Genomic DNA, 14,606 nt, shown 5'->3' with positions numbered 1-14,606 from the left:
CCCCTGACCGCACCCCTGCGCGGCGTCGTCCCGCCCGTGTGCACCCCGCTCGACGCCCACGGCGACGTCGACACCGCATCCCTGGCCCGGCTGGTCGAGCACCTGCTCGGCGGCGGCGTCCACGGGCTCTTCGCCCTGGGTTCGACCAGCGAGGTCGCCTACCTCACCGACGCGCAGCGGAGCGTCGCCCTGGAGACGGTGGTCAACGCGGTCGACGGACGCGTACCGGTCCTCGCGGGCGTCATCGACACCACCACCCCCCGGGTCCTCGACCACGCCCGCGAGGCGGCGCGGCTCGGCGCGGACGGGCTGGTGGCCACCGCGCCCTTCTACACCCGCACCCACCCCCGCGAGATCGCCGGCCACTTCCGCCGGATCCGGGAGACGGTGGACCTGCCGCTGTTCGCCTACGACCTGCCGGTCTCCGTGCACAGCAAGCTGTCCACCGCCATGATCCTCGACCTGGCCGCCGACGGCACCCTGGCGGGTCTGAAGGACAGCAGCGGCGACGAGGGCTCCCTGCGCCGCCTGCTCGTCGCGCTCGGCGGACGCGAGGGACGCGCCCGGGGAGCGGCACCCGCCTTCTCCGTCCTCACCGGTTCCGAACTCACCGTCGACGCGGCGCTGCTGGCCGGCGCGGACGGCGTCGTCCCGGGCCTGGGCAACGTCGACCCGGCCGGTTACGTCCGGCTCTACGAGGCCGCCCGCACCGGCGACTGGTCGCTGGCCGTCCAGGAGCAGGAGCGGCTCACCGCCCTGTTCGCCATGGTCGACGCGGGTCCCGAGGCCGAGATGGGGCGCAGCTCCTCCGCGCTGGGCGCGTTCAAGGCGGCGCTGCGCCTGCTGGGCGTCATCGACTGCGGCGACACCGCGTTCCCGCAGATCCAGCTGGGCGCCGCCTCCGTCGCCGAGGTCGACGCGCGGCTGCGCGCCGTCGGGCTCACCCCGGTCCGATGACCGCGTCCCCCGCCCCGGGCATCGCTCCGGTCATCGGCCTCGACCTCGGCGGCACGAAGATCGCCGCCGCCCTGGTCGGCCGGGACGGCACGGTGCTGCGCCGGCACACCCGTCCGACACCGGCGCGGGCGGGGGCGCAGGCCGTGCTCGACGCGCTCGCCGCCGCCGCCCGCGAGGTGGCCGGCGGCGCCCGGGCGATTGGCGTCGCCGCCGCCGGCGTGGTGGACCCCCGCACCGGGACCGTCACCAGTGCCACCGACTCCATCGCCGGATGGGCCGGCACCGCCCTGGCCACGGGCCTGTCCGACCGTACGGGGCTGCCGGTCGCCTGCGACAACGACGTACGCGCCACGGCCGCCAGCGAACTCCCCGAGGACGGCGACCCGCTCGCCTCCCTCGTCTACGTCGCGGTCGGCACCGGAGTCGGCGGCGCCGTCGCGGTGGACGGCCGGATGCTGCACGGCAGCGCGGGCATCGCGGGCCACCTGGGCCATGTGCCCAGCCCGGAGGCCGCCGGGCTGCCGTGCACCTGCGGCGGCACCGGCCACCTCGAGGCGATCGCCTCCGGGCCCGCGATCACCGCGCTGTACGAGCGTCTGAGCGGCCGGCCGGCCGACCGCCTCCAGACCGTGGCGGAGCGTGCCGCGGCGGGCGACGCCGCCGCGCGGCAGGCGATCACCACCGGGGCGCGGGCCACCGGCCGCACCGTCGGCGGCCTGGCCAACGTGCTCGGCCCGCACCGTGTCGTGATCGGCGGCGGCGTACCACGGATCGGCGACCTGTACTGGTCCGCGCTCACCGACGCCTTCCGCGCCGAACTGATGGCCCCCCTGCGCCCCCTGCGCCCGGTGCCTCCCCGCCTCGGGCACGACGCCGCCGTCCTGGGAGCCGCCCTGCTCACCCGCACCGCGCCCCTGCACCACTCAGGAGAAACACGATGACCACCACCCCCTCGCCCACAGCCGCCGCCGTCGCGGGCCGGCTGATCGTCTCCTGCCAGGCCCCCGAGGGCGACCCGATGTGCGACACCGCGACCCTGGTCCGGCTCGCGCGCTCCGCCGAGGCCGGCGGCGCCGCCGCCGTCCGCGTCAACGAGCCCGAGGTGGTCGCCGCCGTCGCCGCCGCCGTCGCCGTGCCCGTGATCGGGCTGTGGAAGGACGGCGACACCGGTGTCTACATCACCCCGACGGTGCGCCACGCCCTGGCCGTCGCCGAGGCCGGCGCGCACGTGGTCGCCGCCGACGCCACGGCACGCCCGCGCCCGGACGGCAGCTCCTTCGCGGACCTGGTGGCCGCCGTGCACGCGGCGGGCGCCCTGGTCATGGCGGACGTCGCCACGCTGGAGGAAGGCGTGCTCGCCGCCCGGCAGGGCGCCGACTTCGTCTCCACCACCCTGTCGGGATACGCGCCCGGCTCTCCGCAGCAGAGCGGCCCGGACCTGGAACTGGTCGCCGCCCTCGCCCGCGCGACCGGCACCCCGGTCGTCGCCGAGGGACGCATCGGCACCCCCGAGGAGGCGGCCGACGCGCTCGCCCGGGGCGCCCACAGCGTCGTCGTCGGCACCGCCATCACCGCCCCGACCGCCCTCACCCGCCGCTTCGCGACCCATCTCACACCCCGCTAGCGGCGGTTTTACCTGCCGACGGTGCTCGACGACGAGCCCGTCCGGCATCCTGAGTCACCGTGCACCACACAGCGCCATCCGAGCCGCCCCGGTACCGCCGGACGAGCCGCAGCCAGTGGAAGTCGTTCCTCGCCGCCTGGATCGGCTACGTCCTGGACGGTTTCGACTTCGTCCTGATCACCCTCGTGCTCACCGAGATCAGCGCCGACTTCCACCTCGACACGGTGCAGGCGGCGAGCCTGGTCTCCGCCGCGTTCGTCACCCGCTGGCTCGGCGGCGCGCTGCTCGGTGCCCTCGGTGACCGCTTCGGGCGGAAGCCGTCGATGGTGACCAGCATCCTGCTGTACTCCCTGGGCACCTTCGCCTGCGGATTCGCCTGGGACTACACCAGCCTGTTCGCCGCCCGGCTCGCCATCGGCATGGGCATGGCCGGCGAGTACTCGGCGAGCGCCGTCTACGTCATGGAGAGCTGGCCGGTGCGCATGCGCAACCGGGCCAGCGGCTTCCTGATCTCCGGCTACTCCGTCGGCACGGTCCTCGCCGCCCAGGTCTACCAGTGGGTCGTGCCCACGCTCGGCTGGCGCTGGATGTTCTACCTCGGCCTCCTTCCCGTGCTGGTCGCGCTGTGGATGCGCCGCGTGCTTCCCGAGGCCGCCGACTGGGAGGCCTCGGTCGCCGAGCGGGAGCGGCGGCCCCACCCCTTCCGCCCGCTGTTCGCCACGCGGGCCAGGGCCACCGTCAACGTGGTGCTGGCGGCGGTCGCCACCGTCTCGCTCCTCGCGCTCTTCACTCCGCTGGGCGACGGTCTGGTGCCCGTGCTGTCGGTGCTCGCGGGAGCCTGCCTGATCGCCTTCGCCGTACAGCTGGGCGGCCGTCGCGGCCGGCTGCTGTACGTGTCGATGACCGTCACGGTCTTCTTCGCGTTCCTGTACTCCTGGCCCGTCCAGGCGCTGCTGCCCACCTATCTGAAGACCGACCTGGGCTACGACGCCGGCCAGGTCACCGACGTGCTCTCCTACGCGGGCTTCGGCACGATGGCCGGCTGCTGGCTGGCCGGGTTCGTGGGCGACCGGATCGGCACCAGGAAGGCGTACGCCTTCACCCTGCTGGCCTCGCTGGTCTTCGTCTTCCCGGTCTTCGCGGTGCGGGACAGCCTGCCGCTGCTCGGTGTGCTGCTGTTCGTGCTGCAGGCCACCGGCTTCGGCGTCTCCGGCCTGCTGCCCCGGTACATCGGCGGTCACTTCCCCACCCACACCCGGGCCGCCGCACTGGGCTTCACCTACAACGTGGGCGCCCTGGGCGGCGCCGTGGCCCCCGTGCTCGGCACCCGCCTCGCCTCCGGCATGGACCTGGGCCGTGCGCTGGCCGTCCTCACCTTCTCCGGGACGATGATCGTCGTACTCCTCGTCGGCTTCGACGTGCCGGGCCGGCTGGGCCGCCTCCTCGACCCGGACGGCCCGGCCGATCACCTCCTGACGGAGGAGGACCGCGGCAGGACGCCTCAGTACACCTGACCGACGTGCGCCAGCGCCTGCTTCAGCAGCACTCCGTGCCCGCCGGGCATCTCGCTCTGCACCGCTTCGGAAACCGCCTCCTGGGGGGAGAACCAGACCAGGTCGAGGGCGTCCTGGCGAGGGCGGCAGTCGCCGGCGACCGGCACGATGTAAGCCAGCGACACGGCGTGCTGGCGCGGGTCGTGGTACGGCGTGATACCGGCCGTGGGGAAGTACTCGGCGACGGTGAAGGGCTGCAGGGAGGCCGGCACGCGGGGCAGCGCCACCGGGCCGAGGTCCTTCTCCAGATGGCGCAGCAGGGCGTCCCGCACGCGCTCGTGGTGCAGCACCCGGCCGGAGACCAGGGTCCGGCTGACCGTTCCGTCCGGCCCGATGCGCAGCAGCAGGCCGATGCTGGTCACTTCACCGCTGTCGTCGACGCGCACCGGCACCGCCTCGACGTACAGGATCGGCATACGGGCGCGCGCCGACTCCAGTTCGTCGGTGCTCAGCCAACCGGGCGTGGTCTCGGTCATGTCAGACATCGCTTGATCATACTTTCACTTGCTCTCAACCGGGAGGATCGGTAAGGCGGGAGAGCTCCGCGAGGACGGGGAGCTCCGTGAGGCCGTAGACCCGCCGGGCGTTGTCCCGACCCGTCCACCGGGCGATCCGCACCGCGTCCGCCGGGCTCAGCTCGTCGGCGTCCACCCGTTCCCCCAGCAGCCCGGCCAGACCTTGCCGGAAGGCCACCGCGCCCAGGTGGTGGAACTCGGCCACACCGTAGGCGTCGGAGCTGTACAGCAGCTTGCGGAACGGTGTGATCTCCAGGGCCTCCGCCAGCACGGCCCGGGCCCGGGCCGGACCGACGTAGTGCAGCGCCAGCCCGACGTCGAGGTACACCCGCTCGAACACGGTGGCGAGGTAGGCGGCCTGGCGCTGGTAGGGCCAGCAGTGCAGCAGCAGGACCGGGATCGTGCCCGCGGTCAGGTGCAGCCAGTCGGTCAGGCGGGCGGGGTCCGCGCGGTGCAGCCGGATGTCGCTGTCGCCGAACCCGGTGTGCAGTTGCAGGGGCAGGCCGAGGTCGACGGCCGTCCACAGCAGGTGCCGTACGAGGACCGGGTCGTCGAGGCGGTGCGGTGCGCGGGCGAGCCACTCCGCCGCCGCCCGCGCGACCTCCTCCTCCGAGGGACGTCTCGGGTCCAGGCCGAAGCCGGTGCGGTAGGCGGCCACCGACTTCACCGCCACCACGCCCGGCCGCCGCACGGCCTCCCGCGCCGCCACGTGGAAGGCGGCGCCGTACTCGCCGGGCTCGACGCCCCGCGCCGCCACGGCCTCCGCGACGGACTCCAGCCGTACGACCTCGTACGCCACCGCGTCGCCGCCCGCCGCCCGGGCCAGCTCCGCCGGGGTGGTGGTGCCGTGGCCGGGCACGTAGCCGGTGTCGACGCAGTACGCGGCCGTACCGGCGGCGGTGAGGAGACGCCGGTTGACCTCCGCCGCGCCCAGCTCCGCCCGCCGGGCCAGGTACGCGTCGGCGGGCGCGTGCCGCGGCAGGTCCAGGACCGGGGCGCAGTGGCGGCGCACGGCCACCCCGACGGGGCTGTCGAACGGCGAGATCCCGCTGCCGGGCCACACCGCGCCCTCGGTGATCAGGGACTCGAACCCCGTCCGGTCCAGGCCGGCGGTGACGACCCCGTGGCAGTGGTGGTCCACGAGCGGCAGCGCGGCCAGCACCTCGTGCACCGGCCCCGCGGCACCGGCCGGCCCGCCGTCCATCAGTACCTCCAGCGGTAGGCCGCCGCCACCTGCTCGTCGTCCAGCCCGTCGGCCGCCGCGATCTCGCCCTGCCGTACGGCGGCCACCGCGTCCGCGAGGACCGGCCCGAGGGCGGCGCGCACCACCGCGTCCCCGCGGAACGCGGCGACGGCCTCCGCCAGCGAGACCGGCAGGCGCCGTACGCCCCGGGCCGCCGCCTCCGCGGCGCCGAACCGCGCCGGATCCCCGGTGATCTCCTCGGGCAGGGACGCCGACGACGTCGTCCCGTCCAGACCGGCCGCGATCAGACAGCCCAGTGCCAGGTAGGGGTTGGCCGCGAGGTCGACCGGCTTGACCTCCAGGTTCGCGGCCCGGTCGCGCAGGCCCCGCGTCCCGGTGACGACGCGGACGGCCGCCTCGCGGGTCTCCCGGCCCCAGGCGGTGAACACCCCCGCCCACTGGGACGGTCTGAGCCGCAGATAGCTGGCCGGGCTCGGCGCGGTCACCGCCGTCAGGGCCGGCAGGTGGGCGAGCAGGCCGGTGATGAAGGACTCGGCCTCGGCGGTCATGCCGTACCGGCACGCGCCGCCGGAGTGCAGATTGGTCCCGTCGCGCCAGGCGGACAGGTGGACGTGGCCGCCGTTGCCGACGCCCCGCCCCAGGACGGCCGGTGCGAAGGAGACCCGCAGCCCGTGCCGCCGGGCCACGGCCCGCACGGTCTGCCGCACCAGCATGCTCCGGTCGGCCGCCGCCACCGGGTCCGCCGCGCCGACGGAGACCTCGAACTGCCCGGCCGCGTACTCGGGATGGAACTGCTCGACGTCCACGCCCTGTGCCGCGAGGGCCGCCAGCAGGTCGGCGGCGCAGTCGCTCAGCTCGACCTGGCGGACGGCGCCGTAGGCCGGACCGGACACCGCGGGTTCGAACGCGTCCTCCGGGGCCGTTCCCCGGCCGGCGGACCACTCGACCTCGACGGCCGCCTTGAAGGTCAGCCCGTGGCGCCGCTCGGCGTCCGCGACGATCCGGCGCAGGAAGGTGCGGCTGCATCCGGGGTGCCGCTCGCCCTCCTGCGTGATCCGGTCGACCGGGGCCCACGCCCAGCCCGGCTGCCCGGACAGGACCACCAGGTGGTCGAGGTCCGGGTAGAGCCGCAGGTCGCCGTCCGGGGAGCCGAGGACGTCGGTGGTGACGCTCGAGTCGTCGGCCAGGAAGGTGTCGAACACCGGGGACATGCCCACGCCCCAGGCCGCCGCCGTGGCGAGTTTCGCCGTCGGGACCGTCTTGACCCGGCCGATCCCGGCGGTGTCGACATAGGCCAGGACGACGCCGTGCACGCCCCGCCCGGCGAGCTCGCCGCTGAGCGCGGTGGCCCGTTCGACGTCACCGGGACGTCCGCCGGGGACGGGGTCGGCGAGGGTGGTCATACGGCCTCCTCGGAACGCGGACGGGTTCGAGCGGGCCCGGACGAACCGGCGGCCGGTGTGCCGCCCGTGTCAGGGTTTCACGGCCACCGCGCCGAACTGCGGCACCGCGGCGGGGGAGCCGGCGTCGGCACGCCACCGCGAGCACGGCACCAGACCCGGCTCGACCAGGTCCAGGCCCTCGAAGAAGGCGGCGACCTCGGCGCGGGGCCGGGCGGCGATCGGCGGGGTGGCGTTCTCGTTCCAGAATTCCATGGCGGCCACGTTGCCCTCGCCGCCGAGGTCGGCGTCGAAGGTCGGGTGCGTCAGGACCAGGAAGCTGCCGGAGGGGACCGCGGCCACGACCCGGCGGACGATGTCGCGCGCCTTGTCGGTGTCCAGGACGAAGTTCAGGATGCCGAGCATCATCACCGCGACGGGCCGGCCGAGGTCGAGGGTCTCGGCGGCGCGTTCGACGATGGCCTCCGGGTCGTGCACGTCGGCGTCGATGTAGGCGGTGGCGCCCTCGGGGGTGCTGGTCAGCAGGGTGCGGGCGTGGGCGAGGACGATCGGGTCGTTGTCCACGTACACGATCCGCGCGTCGGGGGCGATCCGCTGCGCGATCTCGTGGGTGTTGTCGACCGTGGGCAGCCCGGTGCCGATGTCCAGGAACTGCCGGATCCCGCGCTCGGCGGTCAGATGGCGCACCGCCCGCCCGAGGAACTCGCGGTCGGCGCGGGCCACGTCCCGGATCACCGGGAACATCCCGGCGACGTGCTCGCCGACCCGCTGGTCGACCTCGTAGTTGTCCTTGCCGCCGACCCAGTAGTTCCACACGCGCGCGTTGTGCGCCACCCCGGTGTTCAGCCTCGGCGACCCGCTCGACGGGGTGTGGCTCTCGCTCACGTCTGCGCTCCTGCCCTGTGTGATGCCCTGACCGCGGCCGGCTGTGGCCGTCGCCGTCATTGTGCCGCTCGGTGATCACGGTGTCCCGGGAAACGGCGGAACCAGTGGAACCGGCGGAACCGGCGGAACCGGCGGAACCGGCGGAACCGGTGGACCGGAGAAGCCGGCCGGCCTCCTCCAGCCAGGAAGGAGTCCTTACCAAAAGCCGGTAGGGTGGGAATGCCGCCGCGCGGCAACGGAGCCGGCGCACCACCCCCAGGACTTCCAGGCGCCCTCGCGCCGCCGGCAGAAAACGGACATGCCCAGCACACCCTCGCCTTTGCTCACCACCCCCGGACTTCCCACCGCCCCCGCCGACATACGGCTGGTCGTCACCGACATGGACGGCACGCTCCTCGACGACGCCAAGCGGATCCCCGCCGGCCTGTGGCCCACCCTGGCCGAGCTGCGCCGCCGCGACGTGCTCTTCAGCCCCGCCAGCGGCCGCCAGTACGCCACGCTGGCCGAGCAGTTCGCCGGGAACGACGAGGGCATGGTGTTCATCGCGGAGAACGGCACCTACGTCGTCCGGGACGGCGTGGAGCTGAGCTCCGACCCGCTCGAGCCGTCCGTCGTGGCCCGCCTGGTGAAGGCCGTACGGGACCTCGCGGCGCGGGGAGTGGACGTGGGCGCCGTGGTCTGCGGCAAGCGGTCGGCCTACGTGGAGCGGACCGACGAGGCATTCCTGGCCGAGGTCCGCAGGTACTATGTACGGCACCGGATCGTGGCGGACGCCTCGGCCGTCGACGACGACGTCATCAAGGTGGCCCTCTTCGACTTCGGGCCGGCCGAGCGGACCACCGCGCCGGCGCTGGCGTCGTTCGCCGGCACCCACCAGGTCGTCGTCTCCGGCGAGCACTGGGTCGACGTCATGAACCCGGCCGCCAACAAGGGGGCCGCCCTGCGCCGGCTCCAGCAGGCCCTCGGGATCACCCCCGCCCAGACCCTGGTGTTCGGCGACTACCTCAACGACCTGGAGATGCTGGACGCCGCCGAGTGGGCGTTCGCCATGGCCAACGCCCACCCCGAGGTCATCGGCCGGGCCCGCCACCTCGCACCCTCCAACAACGACAACGGCGTCCTGCGGACGATCGCCCGGCTGCTGCACCTCCCGCCCGGCCTGAGCGGCTGACCGCCGGTCAGCCGGGTGTGGTCTCCTCCACCCGGGTGTCCGGGTCGTCCTGGCCGTCCCGTTCGTCCTGGCGGGAGGGGCCGGGCCGCCGCGTACGGCGCAGCCGCCGGCCGGCCTCGGAGCAGCGGTCGGCGAAGTCGACGTACCGGGCACCCCAGCCCGGAGGCGGGAATCCCAGGCGGGCCTGGAGACGCCGGTACAGACGGCCGACGTCCGGCAGCAGTTCGGAACCGGCGGAGGGCGCCGGAACGTCGTCGGCCAGTGTCAGATGGACACCCCCGGCGTACTGCGACGACATGTTGTAGAGGAACGCCCCCAGGGTCGCCAGCGCCGTACCCAGCACCACTTCCAGTGTCACGACCCCGCCGGCGATGGCGAGCGCCCAGCCGAAGGAGGGCCAGGCCTCCGGGTCCAGCACGCTCAGCATCCCCCAGACCAGCATCATGGTGACGAGCACGCAGACCCCCAGCCCCACCAGCAGCAGACAGCTCGTCGTCATCACCGACCAGGGGTCGGCCCTCGATATGCGCAGGCGTACCGTGCGGCGGTCCCGCTGCGGGCGGTCGGCTGGGGTCATGCCTTGCTCCTCACGGTGGGGACACGGTGGGTGCGACCGCCTGCGCGGCACGCACGACGGCGGTCCGTCAGGCGGTGACGGCGCCGCGGGCGGCGGTGACGAGGTGGTGCCGGGTGATACGGCCGACCTCGTGCCAGAACGGCTTCGCCGTCAGGTAGGCGCCCAGCACGGAGAGAACCCCGAGGGAGACGTCGACGCTGAGCCGGCCCTGCTTGGCCCAGTAGACGTCCTGCAGGTCCAGCAGCAGGGCGAACTCGTCGCAGATGAGCGCGGTGCCGCAGCCGTAGGCGGCCGCGACGGCCGGGTGCCCGACGGCGCGTTCGTCACCGCGTACGGCGATCAGGCCGAGGGTGGCCAGGGTGACGATGCCGATGTTGTAGTGGTGCAGGTGCTCGCCGCCCGCGGAGATATTGCCCCAGGGCAGCCAGCCGCCCCGGATGCCGTGCGTGATGACGCGGACCGAGCCGAAGGTCACCCCGAACGAGATCCAGGTGATCACCAGTGACCGCTGTACGGGGGTCAGATGCCGGTTCGCCGCCTGACGCCATTTGTGCACGAGCGGTGGCCTGCCGTGGTCGCGGCGGCGCGCTGCGGTGAGTCTCATGGCTGACCGGCCTCCCACGCCGAACCGGTACCGCGGACGGCGTCGGACCGTCCCGGACACGCCACTGGTGTGCGCGTTCGACGTTAGGCGCGCGGGCCGCGCTCCGCATGTCCGCCGACGTGCGGCGGGGCCGCTCGGGTGACGACGGCGGTGACGGCCGTGGCGGCCGTGGCGGCCGTCGGCGGTCAGGCGACGTGCTCGAGGCACTCCTCGGCCACGTGCCTGTCGAGCGCCGCGCGCACCAGCGCGGCGGCGAGCACGGCCGGTTCGGTGTCGCCGGCGAGCTCGACGAGCCGGCCGGGGTCCTCGGGCAGGCCCAGGCGCCGCGCCCCGGACAGCGCCTTGCCGTCCAGGTACGGCGCCACCTCGGGCCAGACCCGCTGGACCTCGCGCAGGAAGATGTCCGCGCCGGCCGGGCCCAGCCCCGGCACCTCCCGCAGCAGGCCGCGCAGCGCGGAGACCTCGCCGTGGGCCTCCTCGCGCAGCCGGCGCAGGTCGCCGCCCCAGCGGCCGGCCACCAGCCCGGCGCCGTCGCCGAGCTGGGTGGCCGTGCGCTCGTCGTACCGCCGGTAGCCGCCCCGGCCCAGCGCGTCCACGCGTTCCTGCCAGTCGGACCCGGCCATGCGGCGCGGGTCGCGCAGGCCCGCGTCCGACAGCGCCCGGGCCGTGGCGACGGCGACCGAGCCGCGGATCCGGGCGCTGAGGAGCACGGCGAGGACCAGCAGCCGGTACAGCGGCTGCGGGGTGTCCTTCAGGGTGATGCCGGCCTCCTGGGCGAACGTCTCGCCGTGCGTCCCGACCAGCTCCCGCAGGACCCTGGTGTCCCGGTCCCGGGTCACCGGGCCGCCTTGAGCGGATCGTGTCCGAGGGTCATCAGCCGGTGCCGGCGCCGGGTCTCCTCGGCGTCGCCGGCCTCGGGCACGGGCTCGTTCTCCAGGTCCGCCCGGGCGGTGACCGTGTCGACCACCTCGCGCATCACGCGCAGGTCGTCGTCGGTCAGATCGGTCCGCCGCTTCCGCAGGACGGAGAGCACGTGCTGCCCGGTGGGCGTGCCCGCCTCCTCGGGCAGCGGCTCGGTGGTCTCGGCGGCGTCCCGGACTCGCAGCCAGTCCGCCAGTTCCTGCGAGGTCATGTTGACCACACGGTGGAACTCCTCCCACAGCGCGTCGAGTTCGAGAGCGTCGGCCATCGGATGCCCCTTTCGTCCGTTCGTCCGTTCGTCCGTCAAGGAGGCGGGCGGGCGCCGGTCAGACCTCTCCGGTCACGTTCTCGGCGGCGAACATCCAGCGCTGCTTCTCCAGTTCGGCCGTGATCGCGATCAGCAGGTCCTGGGTGACCGGGTCCGGCTTCTCGGTCGCGTCGATGCGCTCGCGCAGCCGTGCGATGGCCGCCTCCAGGGCCTCGACGACGACCTCGACGACCTCCGTGTCGCGCACCCAGCCGTCCTTGGGGCCGGGCAGCGTGAAGGCCGAGGCGATGGTCTCCGGGCGCCCGTCCGGCGGCAGGCCGAGCGCGGCGGAGCGCTCGGCGACCGTGTCGGCGAACTCGCGGGCCGCCGCCACCACTTCGTCGAGCTGCAGGTGGATGGAGCGGAACCGCGGCCCCACGATGTTCCAGTGCGCCTGCTTCCCGATCAGGGAGAGTCCGAGAAGATCCACGAGAGTACTCTGCAGCGCCTCCCCGGTGACCTGACGGGCCGAGTCGGGAATCGTGCTCTTCACAACAGTCATACGGTGGTTCTCCTTGTGGAATCGTCTCTGGCGGTACGGAGCAGTGCGACGCGTTCCTCCTCGCCGGTCCCGCCCCACACACCGGAGGTCTGTCCGCTGCTGAGCGCGAAGGACAGGCACTCGGTGGTCACCGGGCAGCGGGCACAGATGCGTTTGGCGCCCTCGACGTCCCGGAGCGCCGGTCCGGTCGTGCCCACGGGGAAGAACAGCTCGGGGTCCTCGCCCACACAGGCGGCACTGCGCAACCACTCCATGAGGGCGCGGGTGCCCCGGGTGTACTGGGGCAAACAACCGCGCCGGTGCAGCTCAGCGCGCGAGCACGCCGTCCAGGAAGCCCGTCACGTCCGCGAGGACCTCGGCCCGGTTCGTCTCCAGGAACACCTCGTGCCGGGCGCCCGGATAGATCCGCTCGGTCAGGGTGCCGCCGAGCCGCTCGACCCCGACGCGGCTCCCGTCGAGCGGGACCAGCCGGTCGTCGTCGCCGTGCAGCCACAGCACCGGCAGCGAGCCGACGTCGCCGCCCTCGTCGACGGTTTCCAGGGCCCGGGCGAACGCCTCCACCGTCGGCCGCTTCATCGGGCCGTGCCAGACCAGCGGGTCCGCCGCGTACGCCGCGCCGACCGCCGGGTCCCGGGAGAGCGCGGCCGGGCTGATCGGTGTGTCGGGGATCTCGTCCAGGGCGAGCAGCCGGCCCGGCAGCTCCCAGGCGCCGATGACCGGCCCGGACAGGACGAGCGCGGTGAGCCCGTCGCCGTACCGCTGGGCGTAGCGGGCGGAGACCAGCCCGCCCATGGAGTGGCCGACCAGCACGAGCGGCAGCCCGGGGTGCGCGGCCCGGGCGAGGCCGGCCACGGCGTGCACGTCGGTCACCACGTCCTCGAAGTCCGCCACGGCCACGCGCTCGCCCGCCGACCTCCCGTGGCCCATGTGGTCGGGGGCGTACACGACCGCGCCGTGCGCGCCGAGGACGCCGGCCAGTTCCCCGTAGCGGCCGGAGTGCTCGCCGTACCCGTGCACCAGGAGGGCGACGTACCGCGGTCGCGGGTGCGGCCACTCGCGGACGGCGAGTGCGCCCCGGGTGCCGGCGAGGACGTGATCGCGGATGTCGGTCATGGTTCCTCCCAGGTGGCGAGACGGATTCCTACCCCGTGCTTGTCAGGACATAGCATCGGTCTCTGCATGAACACGATGACGCTCTGGCACATATCCGGCTGGGGGTTCGCGGCGCTCGCCCTCGCGGCCCTGCTCGTCGGCTTCTCCAAGACCGCGGTCAGCGGGGCCAACACGGTCAGCCTCGCCGTCTTCGCGGCCGTACTGCCCGCCCGCGCCTCCACCGGAGTGCTGCTGCCGGTCCTGATCGCCGGTGACGTCCTCGCCGTCCTCACCTACCGGCGGCACGCCCACTGGCCCACGCTGTGGCGGCTGTTCCCGGCGGTCGCGGCCGGAGTGGTCGTCGGCACACTGTTCCTGATGTGGGCCGACGACGAGGTCGTACGGACCTCGATCGGCGCGATCCTGCTGCTGATGGCGGCCGTGACGGTGTGGCGGCGCCGCACCGCCGGGCGGGAGGCGGAACCGGAGGCGGTCACCACCCGCGCGGGCCGCCTCAAGGCCCGCTCCTACGGCGTCCTCGGCGGCTTCACCACGATGGTCGCCAACGCGGGCGGCCCGGTGATGTCGCTGTACCTGCTCTCCGCGGGCTTCCGCAAGCTCGGCTTCCTCGGCACCTCGGCCTTCTTCTTCCTCATCGTCAACGTCTCCAAGGTGCCCTTCAGCGCGGGCCTCGGCCTCATCGACGCCCGCTCCCTGCTCCTCGACGCCGTCCTCGTGCTCTTCGTCGTCCCCGGCGCCCTGCTCGGCAAATGGGCCGTGCACCGCATCAACCAGCGGCTGTTCGAGCAGCTGGTGATCGCGGCGACGGTCGTGGGCGGTCTGCAGCTGCTGCTCCAGTAGCCGGTCAGCCGCTGCTCCGGTAGCCGGCCGGTCAGGAGGTCATGCGGGACAGCGCGGCGCGGAAGCGGTCGTAGCGCTCCACCCCCGTCACATCGTCGGCGCGTCGTGGGCGTCCCGCGACAACGCCCCAGATACTTACCATGAAGATGGTTGCCAAGGGGATGAGCAGCCATGTCAGAGGGGTCAAGGTCGTCCTCCCTTTCCCGAGTGGATCAGCGGGTAGGGCGACGATGGCACACATGATCAGCTCTACATTTTGTACGACGAGGCGACTCCCTGCTTTTCACCCGGACAGGTTCAGGGCCGAGTGTCATGCGCCGGTCGGGAGCACCCCAAGTGATCGTTAAGATGAGCCGGGTTGCCGCGACCCGTATGCGCTGCCCGGCTGATGCCGCGCCCGCTGCGGGGAGCGGGTGTGAGGGCGGGACTTCGG

Annotated in this window: 17 protein-coding genes; 6 read left to right on the top strand and 11 right to left on the bottom strand. The window is 73.8% G+C overall.

What is annotated here, in order from left to right; genetic code table 11:
* The first annotated feature begins 3 nt into the window (after positions 1-3).
* The 4 genes from C1I97_RS16020 to C1I97_RS16005 are packed head-to-tail and all read left to right on the top strand — an operon-like array spanning position 4 to position 4,095.
* Positions 4-957 (top strand): dihydrodipicolinate synthase family protein, encoded by a 954-nt coding sequence (locus C1I97_RS16020; RefSeq protein ID WP_111003897.1) that lies wholly within the window; start codon positions 4-6, stop codon positions 955-957.
* On the top strand, positions 954-1,898 hold the full coding sequence (locus C1I97_RS16015) for an ROK family protein (protein ID WP_111003896.1): 945 nt from the start codon (positions 954-956) through the stop codon (positions 1,896-1,898). Before C1I97_RS16020 ends, C1I97_RS16015 begins: the two co-directional genes overlap by 4 nt.
* A complete protein-coding gene (locus C1I97_RS16010; RefSeq protein ID WP_111003895.1) occupies positions 1,895-2,581 on the top strand; it encodes an N-acetylmannosamine-6-phosphate 2-epimerase in 687 nt (228 codons plus the stop codon). The genes C1I97_RS16015 and C1I97_RS16010 overlap by 4 nt, the downstream gene beginning before the upstream one ends.
* 59 nt (positions 2,582-2,640) lie before the next feature.
* Positions 2,641-4,095 (top strand): sialate:H+ symport family MFS transporter, encoded by a 1,455-nt coding sequence (locus tag C1I97_RS16005; RefSeq protein WP_111003894.1) that lies wholly within the window; start codon positions 2,641-2,643, stop codon positions 4,093-4,095.
* On the opposite strand, the gene C1I97_RS16000 is transcribed toward C1I97_RS16005, so the two are convergent.
* The 4 genes from C1I97_RS16000 to C1I97_RS15985 all read right to left on the bottom strand — a co-directional run bounded on the left by C1I97_RS16000 (position 4,083) and on the right by C1I97_RS15985 (position 8,138).
* The gene (locus C1I97_RS16000; protein WP_181446745.1) at positions 4,083-4,610 is read right to left on the bottom strand and encodes an NUDIX hydrolase family protein; all 528 of its coding nucleotides are present in this window, start codon (positions 4,608-4,610) and stop codon (positions 4,083-4,085) included. The two genes, C1I97_RS16005 and C1I97_RS16000, sit on opposite strands and share 13 nt — an antisense overlap.
* Positions 4,611-4,644: 34 nt before the next feature.
* Positions 4,645-5,853, bottom strand: a complete 1,209-nt coding sequence (locus tag C1I97_RS15995) for an amidohydrolase family protein (RefSeq protein ID WP_111003892.1) — start codon at positions 5,851-5,853, stop codon at positions 4,645-4,647.
* Entirely contained in the window at positions 5,853-7,256 is a 1,404-nt protein-coding gene (locus C1I97_RS15990) for a glutamine synthetase family protein (protein WP_111003891.1), read from the bottom strand. Before C1I97_RS15990 ends, C1I97_RS15995 begins: the two co-directional genes overlap by 1 nt.
* Before the next feature lie 69 nt (positions 7,257-7,325).
* Positions 7,326-8,138, bottom strand: coding sequence for an SAM-dependent methyltransferase (locus C1I97_RS15985; protein ID WP_111003890.1), 813 nt, complete (start codon positions 8,136-8,138; stop codon positions 7,326-7,328).
* A gap of 298 nt (positions 8,139-8,436) precedes the next feature.
* Between C1I97_RS15985 and C1I97_RS15980 the strand changes: the two genes are divergently transcribed.
* Positions 8,437-9,309: a Cof-type HAD-IIB family hydrolase gene (locus C1I97_RS15980; protein WP_111003889.1), complete on the top strand. Its 873-nt coding sequence runs from the start codon at positions 8,437-8,439 to the stop codon at positions 9,307-9,309.
* Between the two features lie 7 nt (positions 9,310-9,316).
* Here C1I97_RS15980 and C1I97_RS15975 read toward each other — a convergent pair whose 3' ends face one another.
* From C1I97_RS15975 to C1I97_RS15945, 7 genes are all read right to left on the bottom strand, one after another.
* Complete coding sequence (locus tag C1I97_RS15975) at positions 9,317-9,886, bottom strand: DUF3566 domain-containing protein (protein WP_111003888.1); 570 nt, start codon at positions 9,884-9,886, stop codon at positions 9,317-9,319.
* A 67-nt stretch (positions 9,887-9,953) separates the two neighbouring features.
* Positions 9,954-10,490 carry a hypothetical protein gene (locus C1I97_RS15970; protein ID WP_111003887.1) on the bottom strand — a complete coding sequence of 179 codons (537 nt, stop codon included), beginning with the start codon at positions 10,488-10,490 and terminating at the stop codon, positions 9,954-9,956.
* Between the two features lie 185 nt (positions 10,491-10,675).
* On the bottom strand, positions 10,676-11,329 hold the full coding sequence (locus C1I97_RS15965) for an endonuclease (RefSeq protein ID WP_111003886.1): 654 nt from the start codon (positions 11,327-11,329) through the stop codon (positions 10,676-10,678).
* Complete coding sequence (locus C1I97_RS15960; protein WP_111003885.1) at positions 11,326-11,679, bottom strand: DUF3140 domain-containing protein; 354 nt, start codon at positions 11,677-11,679, stop codon at positions 11,326-11,328. The genes C1I97_RS15965 and C1I97_RS15960 overlap by 4 nt, the downstream gene beginning before the upstream one ends.
* Positions 11,680-11,737: 58 nt before the next feature.
* Complete coding sequence (locus tag C1I97_RS15955) at positions 11,738-12,220, bottom strand: Dps family protein (RefSeq protein WP_111003884.1); 483 nt, start codon at positions 12,218-12,220, stop codon at positions 11,738-11,740.
* Positions 12,217-12,474 carry a WhiB family transcriptional regulator gene (locus C1I97_RS15950; RefSeq protein WP_111003898.1) on the bottom strand — a complete coding sequence of 86 codons (258 nt, stop codon included), beginning with the start codon at positions 12,472-12,474 and terminating at the stop codon, positions 12,217-12,219. Before C1I97_RS15950 ends, C1I97_RS15955 begins: the two co-directional genes overlap by 4 nt.
* 52 nt (positions 12,475-12,526) lie before the next feature.
* Entirely contained in the window at positions 12,527-13,333 is an 807-nt protein-coding gene (locus C1I97_RS15945; RefSeq protein WP_111003883.1) for an alpha/beta hydrolase, read from the bottom strand.
* A 66-nt stretch (positions 13,334-13,399) separates the two neighbouring features.
* Here C1I97_RS15945 and C1I97_RS15940 point away from each other — a divergent pair, with 66 nt between their 5' ends.
* Positions 13,400-14,173, top strand: coding sequence for a sulfite exporter TauE/SafE family protein (locus tag C1I97_RS15940; protein WP_111003882.1), 774 nt, complete (start codon positions 13,400-13,402; stop codon positions 14,171-14,173).
* The last annotated feature ends 433 nt before the right edge of the window (positions 14,174-14,606 follow it).

Origin of the sequence: Streptomyces sp. NTH33, from assembly GCF_003236365.1 — a bacterium.
Taxonomy (GTDB): domain Bacteria; phylum Actinomycetota; class Actinomycetes; order Streptomycetales; family Streptomycetaceae; genus Streptomyces.
This window is presented reverse-complemented; position numbering and strand designations above follow the sequence as displayed.

Excerpts from the sequence above, each read along its gene's own strand:
- C1I97_RS16015 (WP_111003896.1), top strand. The coding sequence starts at position 954 with ATGACCGCGTCCCCCGCCCCGGGCATCGCTCCGGTCATCGGCCTCGAC.
- C1I97_RS16010 (WP_111003895.1), top strand. The coding sequence starts at position 1,895 with ATGACCACCACCCCCTCGCCCACAGCCGCCGCCGTCGCGGGCCGGCTG.
- C1I97_RS16000 (WP_181446745.1), bottom strand. The coding sequence starts at position 4,610 with ATGACCGAGACCACGCCCGGTTGGCTGAGCACCGACGAACTGGAGTCG.
- C1I97_RS15995 (WP_111003892.1), bottom strand. The coding sequence starts at position 5,853 with ATGGACGGCGGGCCGGCCGGTGCCGCGGGGCCGGTGCACGAGGTGCTG.
- C1I97_RS15990 (WP_111003891.1), bottom strand. The coding sequence starts at position 7,256 with ATGACCACCCTCGCCGACCCCGTCCCCGGCGGACGTCCCGGTGACGTC.
- C1I97_RS15980 (WP_111003889.1), top strand. The coding sequence starts at position 8,437 with ATGCCCAGCACACCCTCGCCTTTGCTCACCACCCCCGGACTTCCCACC.
- C1I97_RS15975 (WP_111003888.1), bottom strand. The coding sequence starts at position 9,886 with ATGACCCCAGCCGACCGCCCGCAGCGGGACCGCCGCACGGTACGCCTG.
- C1I97_RS15970 (WP_111003887.1), bottom strand. The coding sequence starts at position 10,490 with ATGAGACTCACCGCAGCGCGCCGCCGCGACCACGGCAGGCCACCGCTC.
- C1I97_RS15960 (WP_111003885.1), bottom strand. The coding sequence starts at position 11,679 with ATGGCCGACGCTCTCGAACTCGACGCGCTGTGGGAGGAGTTCCACCGT.
- C1I97_RS15955 (WP_111003884.1), bottom strand. The coding sequence starts at position 12,220 with ATGACTGTTGTGAAGAGCACGATTCCCGACTCGGCCCGTCAGGTCACC.
- C1I97_RS15950 (WP_111003898.1), bottom strand. The coding sequence starts at position 12,474 with ATGGAGTGGTTGCGCAGTGCCGCCTGTGTGGGCGAGGACCCCGAGCTG.
- C1I97_RS15945 (WP_111003883.1), bottom strand. The coding sequence starts at position 13,333 with ATGACCGACATCCGCGATCACGTCCTCGCCGGCACCCGGGGCGCACTC.
- C1I97_RS15940 (WP_111003882.1), top strand. The coding sequence starts at position 13,400 with ATGAACACGATGACGCTCTGGCACATATCCGGCTGGGGGTTCGCGGCG.